General features: G+C 74.6%; 20 protein-coding genes. 15 read left to right on the forward strand and 5 right to left on the reverse strand.

Translation table 11 applies throughout. The features are described from left to right. Window positions 1–71 precede the first annotated feature (71 nt). From ACI79R_RS04310 to ACI79R_RS04320, 3 genes are all read left to right on the forward strand, one after another. Window positions 72–275 (forward strand): hypothetical protein, encoded by a 204-nt coding sequence (locus ACI79R_RS04310; protein ID WP_456572341.1) that lies wholly within the window; start codon window positions 72–74, stop codon window positions 273–275. Between the two features lie 162 nt (window positions 276–437). Further along, window positions 438–827 (forward strand): F0F1 ATP synthase subunit epsilon, encoded by a 390-nt coding sequence (locus tag ACI79R_RS04315; RefSeq protein ID WP_456572342.1) that lies wholly within the window; start codon window positions 438–440, stop codon window positions 825–827. Between the two features lie 38 nt (window positions 828–865). Continuing rightward, window positions 866–1,267 carry a DUF2550 domain-containing protein gene (locus ACI79R_RS04320; protein WP_456572343.1) on the forward strand — a complete coding sequence of 134 codons (402 nt, stop codon included), beginning with the start codon at window positions 866–868 and terminating at the stop codon, window positions 1,265–1,267. Between the two features lie 4 nt (window positions 1,268–1,271). On the opposite strand, the gene ACI79R_RS04325 is transcribed toward ACI79R_RS04320, so the two are convergent. After that, entirely contained in the window at window positions 1,272–1,853 is a 582-nt protein-coding gene (locus ACI79R_RS04325; RefSeq protein WP_456572344.1) for a cob(I)yrinic acid a,c-diamide adenosyltransferase, read from the reverse strand. A gap of 74 nt (window positions 1,854–1,927) precedes the next feature. Between ACI79R_RS04325 and murA the strand changes: the two genes are divergently transcribed. Further along, window positions 1,928–3,211 carry a UDP-N-acetylglucosamine 1-carboxyvinyltransferase gene (gene murA, locus ACI79R_RS04330; RefSeq protein WP_456572345.1) on the forward strand — a complete coding sequence of 428 codons (1,284 nt, stop codon included), beginning with the start codon at window positions 1,928–1,930 and terminating at the stop codon, window positions 3,209–3,211. A 60-nt stretch (window positions 3,212–3,271) separates the two neighbouring features. Here murA and ACI79R_RS04335 read toward each other — a convergent pair whose 3' ends face one another. Next, window positions 3,272–3,601: a hypothetical protein gene (locus ACI79R_RS04335; RefSeq protein WP_456572346.1), complete on the reverse strand. Its 330-nt coding sequence runs from the start codon at window positions 3,599–3,601 to the stop codon at window positions 3,272–3,274. Between the two features lie 95 nt (window positions 3,602–3,696). Between ACI79R_RS04335 and ACI79R_RS04340 the strand changes: the two genes are divergently transcribed. From ACI79R_RS04340 to ACI79R_RS04350, 3 genes are all read left to right on the forward strand, one after another. Further along, window positions 3,697–5,730, forward strand: a complete 2,034-nt coding sequence (locus ACI79R_RS04340; RefSeq protein WP_456572347.1) for a protein meaA — start codon at window positions 3,697–3,699, stop codon at window positions 5,728–5,730. A 56-nt stretch (window positions 5,731–5,786) separates the two neighbouring features. Then, on the forward strand, window positions 5,787–6,557 hold the full coding sequence (locus tag ACI79R_RS04345; RefSeq protein WP_456572348.1) for an enoyl-CoA hydratase-related protein: 771 nt from the start codon (window positions 5,787–5,789) through the stop codon (window positions 6,555–6,557). Between the two features lie 192 nt (window positions 6,558–6,749). Further along, complete coding sequence (locus ACI79R_RS04350) at window positions 6,750–8,111, forward strand: dicarboxylate/amino acid:cation symporter (RefSeq protein ID WP_456572349.1); 1,362 nt, start codon at window positions 6,750–6,752, stop codon at window positions 8,109–8,111. A 75-nt stretch (window positions 8,112–8,186) separates the two neighbouring features. Here the strand turns inward: ACI79R_RS04350 and ACI79R_RS04355 are convergent, their stop codons facing one another. Then, window positions 8,187–9,044, reverse strand: coding sequence for a hypothetical protein (locus tag ACI79R_RS04355; RefSeq protein WP_456572350.1), 858 nt, complete (start codon window positions 9,042–9,044; stop codon window positions 8,187–8,189). An 82-nt stretch (window positions 9,045–9,126) separates the two neighbouring features. Here ACI79R_RS04355 and nucS point away from each other — a divergent pair, with 82 nt between their 5' ends. From nucS to ACI79R_RS04395, 8 genes are all read left to right on the forward strand, one after another. Next, a complete protein-coding gene (gene nucS, locus ACI79R_RS04360) occupies window positions 9,127–9,810 on the forward strand; it encodes an endonuclease NucS (protein ID WP_456572351.1) in 684 nt (227 codons plus the stop codon). Between the two features lie 172 nt (window positions 9,811–9,982). After that, the gene (locus ACI79R_RS04365; RefSeq protein ID WP_456572352.1) at window positions 9,983–10,516 is read left to right on the forward strand and encodes a 2,4'-dihydroxyacetophenone dioxygenase family protein; all 534 of its coding nucleotides are present in this window, start codon (window positions 9,983–9,985) and stop codon (window positions 10,514–10,516) included. Between the two features lie 25 nt (window positions 10,517–10,541). Next, window positions 10,542–11,840, forward strand: coding sequence for an MFS transporter (locus ACI79R_RS04370; RefSeq protein WP_456572353.1), 1,299 nt, complete (start codon window positions 10,542–10,544; stop codon window positions 11,838–11,840). Then, a complete protein-coding gene (locus ACI79R_RS04375; RefSeq protein ID WP_456572354.1) occupies window positions 11,837–12,964 on the forward strand; it encodes an alcohol dehydrogenase catalytic domain-containing protein in 1,128 nt (375 codons plus the stop codon). The genes ACI79R_RS04370 and ACI79R_RS04375 overlap by 4 nt, the downstream gene beginning before the upstream one ends. Beyond that, window positions 12,961–13,686, forward strand: a complete 726-nt coding sequence (locus ACI79R_RS04380) for an SDR family NAD(P)-dependent oxidoreductase (RefSeq protein ID WP_456572355.1) — start codon at window positions 12,961–12,963, stop codon at window positions 13,684–13,686. Before ACI79R_RS04375 ends, ACI79R_RS04380 begins: the two co-directional genes overlap by 4 nt. 92 nt (window positions 13,687–13,778) lie before the next feature. Then, window positions 13,779–14,738: a helix-turn-helix domain-containing protein gene (locus ACI79R_RS04385; RefSeq protein WP_456572356.1), complete on the forward strand. Its 960-nt coding sequence runs from the start codon at window positions 13,779–13,781 to the stop codon at window positions 14,736–14,738. Between the two features lie 69 nt (window positions 14,739–14,807). After that, window positions 14,808–16,589 (forward strand): 3-hydroxyacyl-CoA dehydrogenase family protein, encoded by a 1,782-nt coding sequence (locus ACI79R_RS04390; RefSeq protein ID WP_456572357.1) that lies wholly within the window; start codon window positions 14,808–14,810, stop codon window positions 16,587–16,589. Window positions 16,590–16,592: 3 nt separating this feature from the next. Continuing rightward, the gene (locus ACI79R_RS04395) at window positions 16,593–16,895 is read left to right on the forward strand and encodes a hypothetical protein (protein WP_456572358.1); all 303 of its coding nucleotides are present in this window, start codon (window positions 16,593–16,595) and stop codon (window positions 16,893–16,895) included. Window position 16,896: 1 nt separating this feature from the next. Here the strand turns inward: ACI79R_RS04395 and ACI79R_RS04400 are convergent, their stop codons facing one another. Both ACI79R_RS04400 and ACI79R_RS04405 read right to left on the reverse strand, forming a co-directional pair. Then, the gene (locus ACI79R_RS04400) at window positions 16,897–17,538 is read right to left on the reverse strand and encodes a class F sortase (protein WP_456572359.1); all 642 of its coding nucleotides are present in this window, start codon (window positions 17,536–17,538) and stop codon (window positions 16,897–16,899) included. A 5-nt stretch (window positions 17,539–17,543) separates the two neighbouring features. Beyond that, a complete protein-coding gene (locus ACI79R_RS04405; RefSeq protein ID WP_456572360.1) occupies window positions 17,544–18,416 on the reverse strand; it encodes a DUF4397 domain-containing protein in 873 nt (290 codons plus the stop codon). Between the last annotated feature and the right edge of the window lie 17 nt (window positions 18,417–18,433).

Here is an 18,433-nt window from a genome sequence, read left to right on the forward strand (position 1 = left end):
TCGACCGCCGTCCTGCCGACCTTCGGGGTGCGCATCCCGGAGGGCCCGGGGGAGCGGCGGAGGAGGACACGGTGGACGGCGGCAGCACGATGCTCACGCGACCGGCCGGGGCGGCGTGCCCGTCGGGTGCCGACTGGAGCTGGCCGCCGTCGGGCCCCGTCGGCCACCCGGGTCGCTCGCCGTTCACCACCGACGAGTGGGCGCCGGCCTCCACCGTCCGCCACCCGTGGGTGCGCGTCGGCCGGTGGACGCTGCTCTACCGCCGGGCCGGCTGACCGGGCGCGCGAGCGCCGCGTCCCCCGACCAGGTGGGCGCCGTGGGCCACGGCAGGTCGCGCCGTTAGAGTGGGCTGCGACCCGTCGCCGCTCCCGATCCCGGGGCGGTGATCCGCACCGCACCGCGCCCCTCACGTGCAGGGGTGGACCCCGAGGAGTGTCGTGGCGACCCTGCAGGTCGAGTTGGTGGCCGTCGAGCGGACCATCTGGTCCGGCGAGGCCAGCATGGTGATCGCGCGGACCACCGAGGGCGAGCTCGGCGTCCTGCCCGGGCACGCGCCGCTCCTGGGGCAGCTGGCCGACGGCGGGGTGGTCACCATCCGCACCACCGCCGGCGAGGACCTCGTCGTCGCCGCGCACGGCGGCTTCCTGTCGGTGACCCAGCAGGGCGTCTCCATCCTCGCCGAGACCGCGGAGATCTCCTCCGAAATCGACGTCGAGCGGGCCCGCGAGGCCCTGCGCCGGGCCGACGCGGCCGGCGACGACCCCGAGGCCCTCGCCGCCGCCCGCCGCGCCCAGTCGCGGCTGCGCGCCGCCGGTCAGGACGCCTGAGCCCCGTCGGCTGACGACGGCGGAGCCGGACGCGCGCGTTGACCACCGCCGTGCTGACCCTCGTGGGGGTCGTGCTGCTCGTGCTGGTCGTCGTCTTCCTGCTCCGCCGCCGGTTCCTGCTGTCCGGGCTCGGCGCGGTCACGATGTGGCTGCGCACCTCCCGCTCGTCGCGCTGGTCGGTCGGCGTGGCCTGGTACGGCGGTGACGCGCTGCTCTGGTACCGCGCGCTGTCGCTGTCGGTGCGCCCGCAGCACCGGCTGTGCCGAGCCGATCTGGAGATCGAGGGCCGCCGCACCGCCGGCCGGGACGACGTCTCGCTCGCGCCGGACCTCGTCGTCCTGACCTGCCGGACGGCGGAGGGACGGCGGGAGCTGGCCATGGACGCCGCGACCGTGACCGGCTTCCTCTCCTGGGTGGAGTCGGCCCCGCCCGTGCGGTGACCGGTCAGGCGTCGGCGGCCGGCCCGCCCGGCTGCCACAGCACGTCGCCGCCCGGGTTCGCGGTGCGGGCCAGGATGAACAGCAGGTCCGAGAGCCGGTTGAGGTAGCGGGCGGTCTCCGGGTTGGTCCGCTCGCCGTCGGCGGCCAGCAGGGCCCACACGCTGCGCTCGGCCCGCCGTGCCACCACGCGCGCCTGGTGCAGCAGCGCCGCCAGCGGCGTGCCGCCGGGGAGGATGAAACTGGTCAGCGGCGCGAGCTCGGCGTTGTACTCGTCGCAGGCCGCCTCGAGCCGCTCGGTGTAGGCGGCGGTCACCCGCAGCGGCGGGTGCGCGGGGTCGGGGGTGATCGGGGTCGAGAGGTCCGCGCCGACGTCGAAGAGGTCGTTCTGCACCCGGCGGAGCACGGCCGCGACCGGCTCCGGCGGCGCGCCGAGCGCCAGCGCGACACCCAGGACGCTGTTGGTCTCGTCGACGTCGGCGTAGGCGACCAGCCGGGGGTCGGTCTTGGCGACCCGGCTCATGTCGCCCAGGTGGGTCTGCCCGGCGTCACCGGTGCGCGTGTAGATGCGGGTCAGCCGGACGGTCATGCGACCGAGGTTAGGAGACGGCGGCACGACCCACTCCACGGCGCCCGGCCGGCGCCCCGCCGTAGGGTGATCGCGTGGACTGCTTCGAGGTGCACGGCGGCACTGCCCTCACCGGCCGCGTCCGCGTCACCGGCGCCAAGAACAGCGCCCTCAAGCTCATGGCCGCCGCGCTGCTGGCCTCCGGGCGCACCACCATCGACGAGGTCCCCGACATCCTCGACGTCTCCATCATGAGCGAGGTGCTGCGCCGGCTGGGCTGCGCGGTCGCCTACGAGCGGCGGCCCGATGGAGGCGGGGGCGGGCGGGTCACCATCGACGTCCCGGAGACCCCGGGCACGGAGACCGACTACGACCTGGTTCGCCGGATGCGTGCCTCGATCAGCGTGCTGGGCCCGCTGGTGGCCCGCTGCGGCAGCGCCAAGGTCGCGCTGCCCGGGGGCGACGCCATCGGCTCGCGGGGCCTGGACATGCACATCGCCGGCCTGGAGCGGCTGGGCGCGCGCATCGAGAGCGAGCACGGCTTCCTCGTCGCCACCGCCCCCCGGCTGGTCGGGACGACGATCTGGCTGGACTTCCCCTCGGTCGGCGCCACCGAGAACCTGCTCATGGCCGCCGTCCTCGCCGAGGGCACCACGGTCATCGACAACGCCGCCCGCGAACCGGAGATCGCCGACCTCTGCGCGATGCTCAACCAGATGGGCGCGCGGATCGACGGCGCCGGCACCTCCACGCTCACCGTCGAGGGCGTCGAGGGGCTGTCGCCGGTCACCTACACGACCGTCTCCGACCGGATCGTCGCCGGCACGTGGGCGATCGGAGCGGTCATGACCCGCGGCGACGTGTTCATCGAGCGGGCGGTCGCCGACCACCTCACCGTCGCCCTCGACAAGCTGACCGACGCCGGGGCCACCGTCGAGGCCTCGCCCGAGGGTGTGCGCGTGGCCATGGCCGAGCGGCCGCGCGGGGTGGACGTCGTCACCCTGCCCTTCCCCGGCTTCCCGACCGACCTGCAGCCGATGGCCGTCGCGCTGGCCGCGGTGTCCACGGGCACGGCGCTGATCACCGAGAACGTGTTCGAGGGCCGGTTCATGTTCGTCAACGAGCTCGTCCGTCTGGGCGCCTCGGTGCGCATCGACGGCCACCACGCCGTGGTGCGCGGCCGCGAGCGGCTCTCGAGCGCCCCGGTGCTGGCCACCGACATCCGCGCCGGCGCCGGCCTGGTGCTGGCCGGGCTGGTGTCCGACGGGATCACCGAGGTGCAGGACGTGCACCACGTCGACCGCGGCTACCCCGACTTCGTCGAGCAGCTGCGCGGGCTGGGCGCGCGGATCGAGCGCATCCAGCGCCCGACGCCCTAGCTCCTCAGCCCTAGCTCCTCAGCCCTAGCTCCTCGGCTCTAGCTCCTCAGCCCTAGCTCCTCAGCCGGGCGACGGGAAGGTCGAGGCCAGCTCCCGCGCCCGGGCGGCGTCCTCGGGGAACACCAGCACCTCGGCGCGGTGCGGCCCGCTGACCCGGATCGTCGAACGGATGCCGGCGTCGGAGAGCACCGCGCGCAGCGCCAGTGCCGACTCCCGCCGCGACAGCGTGGCCACCCGGGTCAGCAGGCCGTCGTCGGACGGCGGGGGAGGGCGCCGGCGGGCGGTGGTCGACCCGAACGCCCAGCGCATGAACAGCGCCAGCCCGGCCAGGACGACGAACACGACCACCGGACCCACGGCGTAGTGCAGCCCGCCCGCATCCACCGGCACGGCGCCCCTCCCGTCTGTCGCCCTGCCGAGTGTGCCACCGGAGCGGCTCCCGGGGCGGGGATGCTACTGGCGAGTAACAGCGCTATGTTCCGAGCATGCCGTTCCCTTCATCGCCGAAGGAGCGCGACCGTCCCTGGGTCATGCGCACCTACGCCGGCCACTCGTCGCCGGCCGAGTCCAACGCCCTGTACCGGCGCAACCTGGCGAAGGGCCAGACCGGCCTGTCGGTCGCCTTCGACCTGCCCACGCAGACCGGGTACGACCCCGACGACGAGCTGGCGGCCGGTGAGGTCGGCAAGGTCGGCGTCCCCGTCACGCACATCGGGGACATGCGGGCGCTCTTCGACGGCATCCCGCTCGACGAGATGAACACGTCGATGACCATCAACGCGACGGCGATGTGGCTGCTGGCGCTCTACCAGGCCGTCGCCGAGGAGCACGGCCACGACGTCGCGAAGCTGGCCGGCACCACGCAGAACGACATCATCAAGGAGTACCTGTCGCGGGGCACCTACGTGTTCCCGCCCGGGCCCTCGATGCGGCTGATCACCGACATGGTCGCCTACACGGTGACGGCGATGCCGAAGTGGAACCCGACCAACATCTGCAGCTACCACCTGCAGGAGGCCGGGGCGACGCCGGTGCAGGAGATCGCCTACGCGCTGTCCACCGCGATCGCCGTCCTCGACTCGGTGCGCGACTCCGGGCAGGTGCCCCAGGAGCAGTTCGGCGAGGTCGTCGCGCGCATCTCCTTCTTCGTCAACGCGGGCGTCCGCTTCGTCGAGGAGATGTGCAAGATGCGCGCGTTCACCCAGCTTTGGGACGAGCTGACGCAGGAGCGCTACGGCGTCCAGGACCCCAAGCACCGGCGGTTCCGCTACGGCGTCCAGGTCAACTCCCTGGGCCTCACCGAGGCCCAGCCGGAGAACAACGTGCAGCGGATCGTGCTGGAGATGCTCGCGGTGACCCTGTCCCGCGACGCCCGCGCCCGCGCGGTGCAGCTGCCGGCGTGGAACGAGGCGCTGGGCCTGCCCCGGCCGTGGGACCAGCAGTGGTCGCTGCGCCTGCAGCAGGTGCTGGCCTACGAGACCGACCTGCTGGAGTACGAGGACCTGTTCACCGGCTCGGTGGTCGTCGAGCGGAAGGTCGCCGAGCTGGTCGAGGGCGCCCGCGAGGAGATGCGGCGGGTCGAGGAGATGGGTGGCGCGGTCGCCGCCGTCGAGTCCGGCTACATGAAGGGCCAGCTCGTCGCCTCGCTGGCCGAGCGGCGCCGGAAGATGGAGAGCGGCGAGGACGTCGTCGTCGGGGTCAACCGGTTCGACTCCACCGAGCCCAACCCCCTCACCGCCGACCTCGACACCGCGATCATGGTCGTCGACCCCGCCGTGGAGAACGCCGCGCAGGAGGCGGTCCGCCGCTGGCGGGCCGAGCGCGACCCCGAGCCGGTGCAGCGGGCGCTGGAGCGGCTGCGCCGCGTCGCGGCGACCGACGAGAACCTCATGGACGCGACGCTGGAGTGCGCGCGGGCCGGCGTGACGACGGGGGAGTGGGCCGGCGTCCTGCGCGAGGTGTTCGGCGAGTACCGGGCGCCCACGGGCGTGGCCGCGGCCACCGGCGGCGGCGAGGCCGACGACACGCTCGCGGAGGTGCGCGAGCGGGTGCGGGCCACCGGCGAGGAGCTGGGCGGGCGGCTGCGCTTCCTGGTCGGCAAGCCGGGGCTGGACGGGCACTCCAACGGTGCCGAGCAGATCGCCGTCCGGGCCCGCGACGCCGGCTTCGAGGTCGTCTACCAGGGCATCCGGCTGACCCCCGCGCAGATCGTCTCGGCCGCGGTCGAGGAGGACGTGCACGTGGTGGGCCTGTCGGTGCTGTCGGGCTCGCACCTGCAGGTGGTGCCGGCGGTGCTGCGCGGCCTGCGGGAGGCCGGGCTGGACGACGTCCCGGTCGTCGTCGGCGGGATCATCCCCGACAGCGACGCCCGGCGGCTGCGCGAGCAGGGCGTCGCCCGGGTGTTCACGCCCAAGGACTTCGGCCTCACCGACATCATGGGCCAGGTCGTCGACGTCATCCGCGAGACCCACGAGCTGGACGAGAAGCAGGAGGACCCCGTCCTCCTCACCCCTCGCTAGCTCGGGGCGAGCCTCGGAACGGGGCCGGGAAACGCCCTCGCGGGTAGCGTCGGCCCATGGCTGACGGCGCACCCCGGGTCCAGCGCGACGGCGACGTCGTCCGCATCACGATGGCGCGCCCGCAGCGGCGCAACGCGCTGTCCCGCGAGCACCTGACCCAGCTGCTGGCCGCGGTGACCGAGGCGGGGGAGTCCGACGCCAGCGGCGTCGTCCTGGGCGCCGACGGGCCGGTGTTCAGCGCCGGGCACGACTTCGCCGACGTCGCCGGCAAGCCGGTCGGCGAGGTGCGCAGCCTGCTGGCGCTGTGCACCGAGCTGATGGAGACCATCCAGTCGGTGCCGCAGGTGGTCATCGCCCGCGTGCACGCCCTGGCCACCGCCGCGGGCTGCCAGCTGGTCGCCTCCTGCGACCTCGCGGTGGCCGCGGAGTCCGCCGGCTTCGCCGCCCCCGGTGGCAAGGCCGGCTGGTTCTGCCACACGCCGATGGTGGCGATCGCCCGCAACGTCGGCCGCAAGCGGGCCATGGAGCTGGCGCTCACCGGCGACGTCATCGACGCCCGCACCGCCCTGGACTGGGGCCTGGTCAACCGGGTCGTGCCCGACGCCGAGCTCGACGCCGCCGTCGACGACCTGCTCGCCCGCGCCACGCGCGGGAGCCGGGCGAGCAAGGCGCGGGGCAAGCAGACGATGTACGCCCAGCTCGACCGGCCGGAGCGGGACGCCTACGCGGTGGCCATCGAGGTCATGGCCGAGACCAGCCAGCTGCCCAGCGCGCGGGAGAGCATGAGCGCCTTCCTGGAGAAGCGCCCGCCGGTGTGGACCGACTGAACGACGAGGCCGGCCGGCGGGTGAGACGCCGCACATCCCGGCATGACCGCCCGCCGGACGGCATTGAGCATGCCGTGCAGAACCTGTGGGGGCTCACGCAGCGGCGTGCCCTGGACCTCGGCCGGGTGACGACCGCCGGCTGTTGACGCCGGCCGCGCTCGTCGTCCCCCTCGCTCCCCGGAAGGCTCCCCCGTGCTCGCTCGTCTCCGCCGCGTCCCCTTCGCGGCACAGGTACTCCTCGCTCTGGTCGTGGGCGTCGCCCTCGGCCTGGTCGCTCGCGAGATGGGCCCCGTCTCCGACGGCTCGCCCAACTGGCTGACCAGCACCCTCCAGACCATCGGCGGCACCTTCGTGACGCTGCTGAAGACGCTGGTCCCGGCCCTGATCGTCACCGCGGTGATCGTCAGCATCGCCAACCTCAAGCAGGTCTCCAACGCCGCCCGGCTGGCCGGCCAGACCCTGCTCTGGTTCGCCATCACCGCCTTGATCGCCGTCGGTATCGGCATCGGCCTGGGGCTGCTCACCGAGCCCGGCCGCAACAGCTCCGTGGACGCGGCACCCCAGGACGTCGGGACGACCGGCTCCTGGTGGGACTTCCTCAACGGCATCGTGCCGAGCAACGTCTTCGGCCTGCAGGCGTCGGCGGGTGCCGACGGCTCGGTCGGCCTGTCGTTCAACGTGCTGCAGCTGATCGTGATCTCGGTGGCCATCGGCATCGCCGCGCTCAAGGTCGGCGAGGCGGCCGAGCCCTTCCTCGGCTTCGTCCGCTCCGCGCTGGCGCTGGTCCAGAAGGTGCTGTGGTGGGTCATCCTGCTCGCGCCCCTGGGCACCGTCGGGCTGATCGGCAACGCCGTGGCCACCTACGGCTGGGAGTCCCTCGGCTCGCTCGGGGTGTTCGCCGGCGCCGTCTACGCGGGCCTGGCGCTGGTGCTCTTCGTCGTCTACCCGGTGCTCCTGCGCCTGCACGGCCTGTCCCCGGTGCGGTACTTCGCCGGTGCCTGGCCGGCCATCCAGCTGGCGTTCGTGTCCCGGTCCTCGGTCGGCACCCTGCCGGTGACCGAGCGGGTGACCGAGCAGAACCTCGGCGTCCCGCGGGCCTACGCGTCCTTCGCCGTCCCGCTGGGCGCGACGACGAAGATGGACGGCTGCGCGGCGATCTACCCGGCGCTCGCGGCGATCTTCGTGGCCCAGTTCTTCGGCGTGGACCTGTCGATCACCGACTACCTGCTCATCGCGCTCGTCTCGGTGGTCGGCTCGGCCGCCACGGCCGGCGTCACCGGAGCGGTGGTCATGCTGACCCTCACGCTGTCGACCCTCGGCCTGCCGCTGGCCGGTGTCGGCCTGCTCCTCGCGATCGACCCGATCCTCGACATGGGCCGCACCGCGGTGAACGTGGCCGGGCAGGCGCTGGTGCCGACCATCGTGGCCAAGCGCGAGGGCATCCTCGACGTCGAGCGCTACCGGTCCACGTCCACGGTCGACCCGCTCGCCCGCGTCGAGCAGGGCGGCGGTGTGGACGCCGACCTGCGCCGTCCGGAAGCTGCCGCGGTCTGACCCGCTGACGGACGGGCCCGGCCCCCGGACAGGGGCCGGGCCCGTCCGTCGTCGCGGCGGTACGTCCGCGCAACTTCAGCCGGAGAGATCGGCGCAGCCGGTCTCGTGCGGCAGCAGCGGCCGGAAGGTGAGCGCCCAGCGGGAGCCGTCGGCCGCGACCCACGGGGTGCGGGCGTTGGCCGCCGCGGCGGCCTGCAGCACCGCGGTGGCCTCGGGGCCGGTGGCGGTGACGCAGCCCAGGCCGAGCTGCGGGGAGAGCGGCTCGCCGGGCAGCGCCGGGCCGGGCCAGGCGACGTCGGGCTGCGGGAGCTCCGGGTCGACGTCGGTGTCGGCCCAGGGCCGGGTGACCACGGCGACCGACCCGGGTGCGTACGGCTCGGCGGGCGCGTCGCCGCCGGCGCCGGTCAGCGCGTCGAGCAGGCCGAGGAGGGCCTGCCGTCCGGCGACCTGCTCCTCGGTCAGGCCCTCGTCGGAGCCGTCGGAGAGGGCGTAGACCTCGCGCACGTAGGTCTGGTCCGCCGTCCGGAGGGTGAAGCGGGTGTTCGGGGCGTCGGCCAGGGGCGGGGTGCCCAGGTCGGCGGTCTCGGCCACGCCCGCGGCCAGCGCCCGGTCCACCAGCGCGCGGACGGCGGACTCGTCGATCCGCTGCACCAGCACGTTGGGCAGCGCGGGGCCCGGGTAGATCGCGATGACGGGGCCCTCGGTCACCACCCGGCCGTCGGAGTAGATGCTGACCAGCGGCAGCCGGGTCGCGGTGATTTCGGGGGTGACGAAGCCACCGGTGTAGCCGACCTGGAGCACCAGGCCGTCGGCGAGGTCCGGCCCCGGTGACGAGGGTGCGGGCGAGCCGGCGCCGGCCTTCTCCGCGCACGCGGAGAGCACGAGCAGTGCGGCCAGCGCCACGACGGCACCCAGGACCCGAGACCTCGTCATGCGCAGAGGACGACCCGCGGCGGGGGCGGGTTCCCGGCGTCCCACCAGGCACGCAGGTCCCAGCCGGGTAGCGTCGGCTCCCGTGCGCCTGGTCATCGCCCGCTGCTCCGTCGACTACATCGGTCGGCTCACCGCCCACCTCCCGATGGCCTCCCGGCTGCTGCTGGTGAAGGCCGACGGCTCGGTGTCGGTGCACGCCGACGACCGCGCCTACAAGCCGCTGAACTGGATGAGCCCGCCGTGCTCGCTGCGCGACGAGCTCGTCGACACCCCGGACGGCCGCGCCGGCACCTGGACGGTCACCAACAAGGCCGGCGAGCAGCTCGTCATCACGATCGAGTCGGTGGAGCACGACTCCAGCCACGAGCTCGGCGTCGACCCCGGCCTGCAGAAGGACGGCGTCGAGGCCGAGCTGCAGCGGCTGCTGGCGCTGCACGTGGAGACCTTCGGCGCCGGCTGGTCGCTGGTGCGCCGCGAGTACCCGACGGCGATCGGCCCGGTCGACCTGCTCTGCCGCGACGCCGACGGGACGACGGTCGCCGTCGAGGTCAAGCGGCGCGGGGAGATCGACGGCGTCGAGCAGCTCACCCGCTACCTCGAGCTGCTCAACCGTGATCCGCTGCTGGCGCCGGTGCGCGGCGTCTTCGCGGCGCAGGAGATCAAGCCCCAGGCCCGCGTGCTGGCCACCGACCGCGGCATCGACTGCCTGACCGTGGACTACGCCGTCCTCAAGGGCACCGACGACCCCTCCCAGCGCCTCTTCTGATCCCAGCGGAGTGCCGGGGCGCGGAAAACGCGTCCCTGCCACTCCGCTCGCGTGTCCGGAACCGGCAAAGGACATGTCCGGCACGGGAAAGACCCCGCGCCCGCCGTCGCCTTGACTCTCCTCCGGCGTCACTCGGATGTGACGCAGCACCCACCCCGGAGGAGACACACCCATGCCCGAGGCCCCCGGCAACGAGTTCTGGCGCGACCTGAAGCCGATCGTCAACGCGCTCAAGCCCGACGCCCAGCCCGAGGTCTTCCACCAGTACGCCCCGGTCGAGGACGAGCGCTACTACGTGCCGCTCAGCCCCACCGTCGGCTCCCGGCCGCTGTGGATCTCCCCCCGCGACAACCGCTGGGCCGACGTCCTCTGGGCCAAGTCGGCCGGCCTGGTGAACCGGCACTACCACCCGCACGAGGTCTTCGCGTACACGATCAGCGGCAAGTGGGGCTACCTCGAGCAGCCCTGGACCGCCACCAAGGGCTCGTTCGTCTTCGAGACCCCCGGTGAGGGCCACACGCTCGTCGCCTACGAGTCCGACGAGCCGATGCGCGCCTTCTTCGTCGTCAAGGGCCCCCTGGTGTGGCTGGACGAGGACGGCAACGGCGAGGGCTACTTCGACGTGCACGACTACCTGGCCCTCTGCCGCGAGCACTACGACCGGGTCGGCATCGGTGCCGACTTCGTCGAGACCCTCATCCGCTGAGCCGGGCGCAGTCCAGGAGTCGACGATGACCACCACCGCGCCCTCCCAGGCCGGCTCCCCGGCGGCGGGGGACTACACCCCGCCGCCGCGGGGCGGCCGGTACGAGAACGTCCTGCTCGCCGTCCTGTTCAGCACCTTCGGGTTCGTCTTCTTCGACCGGCTGGCGCTGAACTACCTGACGCCGTACTTCAAGGACGAGCTCGACCTCAGCAACGCCGAGATCGGCCTGCTGGGCGGCATCCCGGCCCTCACCTGGGCCGTGGCCGGCCTGTGCGTCGGGCTGCTGTCCGACCGCATCGACCGGCGCAAGCCGCTGCTGATCGCCGCGATCCTCACCTTCACGCTGTTCTCGGCGCTCTCCGGCTTCGTGGGCGGGCTGGCCAGCCTGCTGCTGTTCCGCGCGCTGATGGGCGGCGCGGAGGGCGCGGTGCTGCCGCTGTCCCAGACGCTCATGGCGCACTCGTCCACGCCCAAGCGGCGCGGGCTGAACATGGGCCTGCTGCAGGGCTCCTCGGCCGGCCTGCTGGGCGGCATCGTGGGCCCGGTCGTCACGGTCTGGCTCGCCGAGTCCTACGGCTGGCGGACGGCGTTCTACGCCACCGTGCTGCCCGGCCTGCTCATGGCCGGCCTGGTGCTGTGGCTGGTGCGCGACCTGCGGCTGCGGCACCCCGCCACGGTGGCCATGGACGGCGAGGTCGAGACCGGGGCGCACGCGGTGCGCGGGCTCGGCGCGGTCCTGCGCTACCGCAACGTGGTCGTCTGCCTGCTGATCGCGATCTTCTACCTCACCTGGTTCGTGACCACGCAGACGTTCACGCCGCTGTACCTCTCCGAGGTCAAGGGCTTCAGCCCCGGGGACGCCGGGTTCGTGCTCACCGGCATCGGCGTGGCGTGGGTGCTGTGGGGCGCGATGGTGCCGGGCCTGTCCGACCGGTTCGGCCGCAAGCCCGCGCTGATCGGCGCCACGGCCCTGGCCGTCCTCGCGCCGGTCGCGATCATGACGATCGACTCGCCCGGGCTGCTGTTCGCCGCGCTGGTGCTCACCTACACCGGCATGGGCTGCTTCACGCTGTTCATGGCGACCATCCCGGCCGAGACGGTGCCCAAGGGCGTCATGGCCACCGCGCTGGGGCTCATCATGGGCGTCGGCGAGGTCGTCGGCGGGTTCATCGCCCCCTCGGTCGCCGGCCGGCTGTCGGACAGCTTCGGCCTGGACACCACCATGCTGATCTCGTCGGGCGCGGCACTGGTCGTGCTGCTCCTGGGCTTCGGCCTGGTCGAGACGGCGCCGTCGCGGATCGCGGCGCGCCGGGCGGCGGCGTGACCGTCGCGACCCCGCGCGGGACGGGGGCACCGGCTGCGGCCGGTGCCCCCGCACCCCGTCGCGCGCAGGCGGTGCGCTGGCACGGCCCGCGGGACCTGCGGCTGGAGACCGTCGAGGTGCCCGCCCCCGGCCCCGGCGAGGTGCTGCTGGCGGTCGCCTACTGCGGCGTCTGCGGCAGCGACCTGCACGAGATCGCCGACGGCCCGCACGCCGTCCCGGTCGACCGGCCGCACCCGCTGTCCGGCGCGGTCGCCCCGGTGACCCTCGGCCACGAGTTCTCCGGCACCGTCGTCGCGCTGGGGGACGGCGTCGAGGGCCCGCCCCCGGGCACCGGCGTGGCCGTCGAGCCCAACTACCGCTGCGGGGAGTGCACCGCCTGCCGCGAGGGCCGCTACGAGGTCTGCGTCGGCTTCGGCTTCGCCGGGCTGATGGGCGACGGCGGGATGGCCGAGTACGCCGTCGTCCCGTCGTACATGGTGCGGCCGCTGCCCGAGGGCACCGACCTCGCCGCGGCCGCGGTCCTGGAGCCGGCGGCGGTGGCGCTGCACGGCGTGCGCCGGTCGTCGTTCGCCGCGGGGCAGACCGCGCTGGTGGTCGGGCTCGGCCCGGTCGGCCTGCTGGTCTGCGCGCTGCTGCGCGAGGCCGGCGCCGCGCTCGTGGTCGGCGTGGACCCCACGCCGGCCCGCCGCGACCTCGCCGGCCGGTTCGGCGTCGACCTCGCCCTCGCACCCGGGGACGACGTCGCCGCGGCCGTGGCCGCCCGCACCGGCGGCGACGGCGTGCACGTCGCCTTCGAGGTGGTGGGCGCCCAGCCGGCGTTCGACACCGCGCTGGCGGCGCTGCGCACCGGCGGGGAGCTGGTGCTGCTCGGCCTCACCGACCGGCTCGTGCTCCCCGCGTTCGACGTGGTCAACGCCGAGCTGACGATCACCGCCAGCGTCGGCTACCGCGACTGCCACGACGAGCTCATCGAGCTCCTGGCCGGCGGCCGGCTGGACCTGGCCGCCCTGGTCAGCGACGTCGTGCCGCTCGCCGAGGCGCCGGACGCGCTGCTGGCGATGGCCGGCGGCGGCGCCGCCGGCGTCAAGACCCTCGTCCGCTGCACTCCCGGAGGTGCCTCGTGAGCTGGCTGCCCGACCTCTTCGCCGACCGTACGGTGCTGGTCACCGGCGGCACCTCGGGGATCGGCGCGGGCACCGCGCTGCGGTTCGCCGAGCTGGGCGCGACCGTGCACGCCGTCGGCCTGGCCGCGGACGGGCCGAACGCGCCGGTCGCCGAGCGGGTCACGGTCGCCGAGGTCGACGTCACCGACCCCACGGCGCTGCCGGAGCTGGTCGCGGGGCTGGACCGGCTCGACGTCCTCGTGTGCTGCGCGGGGCTCAGCCGCGACCGCGCCGAGTACGACCTCGACACCTTCGCCGGGGTGCTCGCGGTCAACCTGACCGCGACCATGCGCGCCGCCGAGGCGGCCCGGCCGCTGCTCGCCGCCTCCGGCGGCAGCGTGGTGACCACCGCGTCGATGTACAGCTTCTTCGGCGCCGCCGACCGGCCGGCCTACAGCGCCAGCAAGGGCGGCATCGCCCAGCTGACCCGCTCGCTGGCCGCCGAGTACGCGGCCGACGGGGTGCGGGTCAACGCGGTCGCGCCCGGCTGGATCGACACCCCGCTGTCCCAGGGGCTGCAGGCCGACCCCGTCGCCGGCCCGGCCGTGCTCGCCCGGATGCCCTTCGGCCGGTGGGGCGCCCCCGCCGACGTCGCGGAGGCCGTCGTCTTCCTGGCCTCGCCCGCGGCCGCCTACGTGACCGGTGTGGTGCTCCCCGTCGACGGGGGCTACCTGACCGTGTGACGCGGCCGACACGGAGCGGCCCGGCCGGTACCCTCGGGTGCCGACCGGGCCGTCGCCGATCCGCCCGTTCGTCCCCTTCCGGAGGTCCCGCCGTGCCCGCTGCCGCGCTGCTGTCGTCGGTCTCGACCGCCGAGCTGGACGCCGCCGAGCGGCTGGCGTTCTGGGAGGAGTACAACGCCGAGGCGCTGGTCGGGCTGACCTGCAGCACCTACGAGCCCGACGGGCTGATCGCCCGGCAGCGCAACCTCGACCTGGGCGGCCTGCGGCTGGCCGACATCGAGGGCAACGCGCACGTGATCGAGCGGGCCCCGGCACTGGTCCGCGCCCGGCCCAAGGACGCCACCTTCGTCACGATGCTGCTCGAGGGGCAGGCGTTCTTCTACCACCCGGGCGGCTGCCTGACCCTCGGCGCCGGCGACGTGGTGGTCTACGAGACCGACCGGCCCTATCTGTTCGGCTTCGGCACCTCGATGCGCCAGCTGCTGCTCGACGTGCCCCGGGAGGTGTTCGCCGAGCGGGTCGGCGCCGACCTCGAGCGGCCGCTGCGGATCGCCGGGGACGGCGCCGGCGTGGGCAGCGTGACCGCGCGGGCGCTGCGCGGTGCGCTGCTGGACCTCGTCGGCGACCCCGTCGTCCCGCGGGTCCCGGCCGAGGACCAGCTGCTGGACCTGCTCCGCACGATGACCACCGGCACCGGCTCGCCGGTCAGCGCGACCCGGTTGCTGGCGGCGCAGGCCTACGTCGACGAGCACCTGCAGGACCCCGGCCTGTGCACCGAGGCCGTCGCCCGGGCCGTCGGCGTCACCGCGCGGCACCTCAACCGCGCCTTCGCCACCGAGGGGACGACGGTCGCGCAGTACGTGCAGGGCCGCCGGCTCGACCGCGCCGCCGCCGAGCTCGCCGACCCGGCCTCCGCCGGGCTGCGCGTCGCCGACGTCGCCTTCCGCTGGGGCTTCGCGTCCCAGGCGCACTTCACGCGGCTGTTCCGGGCCCGGTTCGGCTGCACCCCGACCGACGTCCGGGGCTCGGGCCGGCTGGTTACTCACCGGTAGCCCCGGCCGCGCGCGCCCGGTGCGTCGGTGGGAGACTCCTCGCGATCAACGACGGGAGGAGATGGCAGCGTGGCCAGAGAACTGACCGAGGTCGGCGTCGTGGGGCTGGGCACCATGGGTGCCGGCATCGCCGAGGTGCTCGCCCGAGCGGGGCTGTCGGTGACCGCGGTGGACCTGGACGAGGAGGCGGTCGCCCGCGGGCGGGCGCACGTCGAGCAGTCCACCGAGCGCGCGGTGAGCCGCGGCAAGCTCGACGCCGCCGAGCGCGACGAGATCCTCGGGCGGATCCGCTACGGCACCACCCTGCAGGAGCTCTCCGCCGCCGAGCTGGTCATCGAGGCCATCCCGGAGCGGATGGAGCTCAAGGCCGACGTCTTCGCCCAGCTCGACAAGATCTGCCCGCCGGACACCATCCTGGCGACCAACACCTCGAGCCTGTCGGTCACCGAGCTCTCGGTGGTCACCGGCCGGCCCAGCCGCGTCATCGGCATGCACTTCTTCAACCCGGCGCCGGTCATGAAGCTCGTCGAGGTCGTGCGCACCGTCGTCACCGCCCCCGAGGTGGTCGAGGACGTCGAGGCGTTGGCCACCCGCCTGGGCAAGGTCGACGTCACCATCGGCGACCGCGCGGGCTTCATCGCCAACGCGCTGCTGTTCGGCTACCTCAACCACGCGGTCTCCATGTTCGAGAACCGCTACGCCAGCCGCGAGGACATCGACGCGGCCATGCGGCTGGGCTGCGGCCTGCCGATGGGCCCGCTGGCGCTCATGGACCTCATCGGCATCGACACCGCCTACGAGATCCTCGACACGATGTACAAGCAGTCGCGCAACCGGCTGCACGCGCCCAGCCCGATCATCAAGCAGATGATGACCGCGGGGCTGCTGGGCCGGAAGTCCGGCCGCGGCTTCTACACCTACGCCGGCGTCGGCGAGGCCGAGGTCGTGCCCGACCAGTTCACCCCGGCCGCGGGCGGGGCCAGCGAGGGCGCGCGGCCGGTGGCCACGGTCGGCGTCGTCGGCTCGGGCACCATGGCCACCGGGATCATCGAGGTCGTGGCCAAGGCCGGCTACGACGTCCGCTTCGTCGCGCGCAGCCCGGAGAAGGTCGAGGCGGTGCAGAAGGCGCTGGCCAAGTCGCTGGAGAAGCAGGTGCAGCGCGGCCGGCTGGAGGAGGCCGCCCGCGACGAGACGCTGGCCCGCGTCAGCGGGACGACGTCGCTCGACGACCTCGCCGACCGCGACCTGGTCATCGAGGCCGTCGTGGAGTCGCTGCCGGTCAAGGAGGCGCTGTTCGCCAATCTGGGCGAGATCTGCAAGCCCGGCGCGGTGCTGGCCACCACGACGTCGAGCCTGCCGGTCATCGAGTGCGCCAAGGCCAGCGGCCGCCCGGCCGACGTCGTGGGCATGCACTTCTTCAACCCCGCGCAGGTGATGAAGCTGGTCGAGGTCGTCTCCACCATCTCCACCGCGCCCGACGTCGCGGCCACCGCGCACGCCGTCAGCGAGCGCCTCGGCAAGCACGCGGTGTCGTGCACCGACCGGGCCGGGTTCATCGTCAACGCGCTGCTGTTCCCCTACCTGAACGACGCGGTGAAGATGCTCGAGGCGCACTACGCGACCGCCGACGACATCGACGCGGCCATGAAGGTCGGCTGCGGCTACCCGATGGGGCCCTTCGAGCTGCTGGACGTCGTCGGCCTCGACGTGTCCCTGGCCATCGAGCGGGAGCTGTACACCGAGTTCCGCGAGCCCGGCTTCGCGCCGGCGCCGCTGCTCGAGCACCTGGTCACCGCCGGGTACCTCGGCCGCAAGACCGGCCGCGGGTTCCGGGACTACGCCACTCGCTGACCGGTGCCCCGCCGGCGGCCCCGGGCCGGGTCGCGATCTGCCGATCGCGGCCCGGCCCGGCGTCCCGACCCGGTCGAGGAGGCCGCCGACGGCGACTGGGTGGTGCGGCCGGTCACCGGCTCGGCCGGCCGGGTCTACCGCTGCCCGGGGTGCGACCAGGAGATCCGGCCCGGGACGCCGCACGTGGTGACCTGGCCGGCCTACGCCCGCGACTCCGACCTCGACCCGTGGGACACCGAGTCGGCCACCGACCGGCGCCGGCACTGGCACACGGTCTGCTGGCGGGCACGGGCCCGGCGCCGTTGAGTCAGCTCAGCCGGGCGTGGACCACCACGTTGTCCCGGTAGCTGCGCGCGGCGCGGTCGAACGCGCCGCCGCAGGTGATCAGCCGCAGCTGCGCGTCCGGGGTCGGGCCGTAGACCTCGGTGGTCGGGAAGGCGTCCTTGGCGTAGCGGTCGACCGCGGTGACGGTGAAGCGCGCCGTCGTCCCGTCGGCCCGGTCGACCAGCACCTCGTCCCCGGGGGCGAGGTCGCGCAGGCGGAAGAAGACGGCGGGGCCGGCGGTGGAGTCGACGTGCCCGGCGAGCACGGCGGGGCCGACGTCGCCGGGTGCGGGACCGCCGGCGTACCAGCCGGCCCGGCCGTAGTCGGCCGGGGGCACCAGGGCGCCGGCCGCGTCGGTGCCGAGCCGCGCCAGGTCGCTGTCCACCCCGATCGCGGGCACCCGCAGCCGCACCGGCTCCGCCGCCGCGTCGGGGGCGCGCGCCGACCGCACCACCGGGGCCGGCGTCTCGCCCGCCGCCGCGGGCGCGGCGGGCGCCGACGGGCTGAGCAGGGCCACCCCGCCGGCGACGGCGGCCACCGCGGCCACCAGCAGCCGGAGCAGGGTGAGGCGGCGCCAGCGCGGAGCGCGGTGCCGGGAGGGGAGCCTCCGGTGCCGGGCGGGCACCGGCGTCAGGGACGGCGGGCGTGCCGCGCCCGGGGTGCGCGGCGCGCGGCGCCGGAGACGACCGCGAACAGCACGCCGCCGGCCAGCAGGGTGACCCCGCCGGCGGTCAGCACGGTCGGGAGCACCGCGTCGCCGGAGGCGTCCCCGGCGGTGCCGCCGGCCCCTGCCTCCACGCCGCCGACCGGCACGACGCCCGGGCTGGCGGCGTCGAGCGCCGTCTGCACGGTCAGCCCGCCGCCGGGGGAGTCGAGCACCAGCACGCTGTAGACCGAGCCCGCCTCGACCTGCACCGGCAGGTCGGCCGGCGTTCCGCCCGCGGGGGTCACCCGGAGGCCGGTGCCACCGGCCGGGACGTCGACGTAGTCGGTGGTGTCGGCGAAGGCCGCCCCGTCGGCGATCGCCGTGCCGTCGGCCAGGGCCACGTCGATGGTCGGCGCGCCGGACGCCGCGGCGACCACGCGGACCCGCGCCGAGCCCGGCGGCGGCGGGGTCAGGTCGTCCTCCAGCACCTCCAGGCCGAGGTCGGCGAACGGGCCGACGCCGGCCACGGTGCGGGCCTGGTCGGCCGCCACCTGGACGGTGGTCGACAGCACCGGCGGGGTGGCCGGATCGGCGCCGGCGGGGCGCATGCTGATCGCGTAGCTGCCGGGCGGGACCGCCTGGTAGTCCGACACCGTGCCGTAGCCGACGGCGGGGAACGTCAGCCCGGCGGCGGGGTCGCTGACCGAGTCGACGTAGACGTCGACGGCGGGGGTGTCGGGGGAGAGGTGGGCCAGCCGCAGCAGGCCGCCGTCGGCGGCCTGGGCACTGCCCAGCGGTACGGCGGCCAGCCCCCCGCCGAGCAGCGCCACGGCGAGGACGCGGGCGATCCGGTTCACGAGCTCTCTCCCAGTGG

Source organism: Blastococcus sp. SYSU D00820, assembly GCF_054050695.1.

Excerpts from the sequence above, each read along its gene's own strand:
- ACI79R_RS04325 (WP_456572344.1), bottom strand. The coding sequence starts at position 1,853 with ATGACCGTCCGGCTGACCCGCATCTACACGCGCACCGGTGACGCCGGG.
- ACI79R_RS04340 (WP_456572347.1), top strand. The coding sequence starts at position 3,697 with ATGCCGTTCCCTTCATCGCCGAAGGAGCGCGACCGTCCCTGGGTCATG.
- ACI79R_RS04345 (WP_456572348.1), top strand. The coding sequence starts at position 5,787 with ATGGCTGACGGCGCACCCCGGGTCCAGCGCGACGGCGACGTCGTCCGC.
- ACI79R_RS04355 (WP_456572350.1), bottom strand. The coding sequence starts at position 9,044 with ATGACGAGGTCTCGGGTCCTGGGTGCCGTCGTGGCGCTGGCCGCACTG.
- ACI79R_RS04365 (WP_456572352.1), top strand. The coding sequence starts at position 9,983 with ATGCCCGAGGCCCCCGGCAACGAGTTCTGGCGCGACCTGAAGCCGATC.
- ACI79R_RS04370 (WP_456572353.1), top strand. The coding sequence starts at position 10,542 with ATGACCACCACCGCGCCCTCCCAGGCCGGCTCCCCGGCGGCGGGGGAC.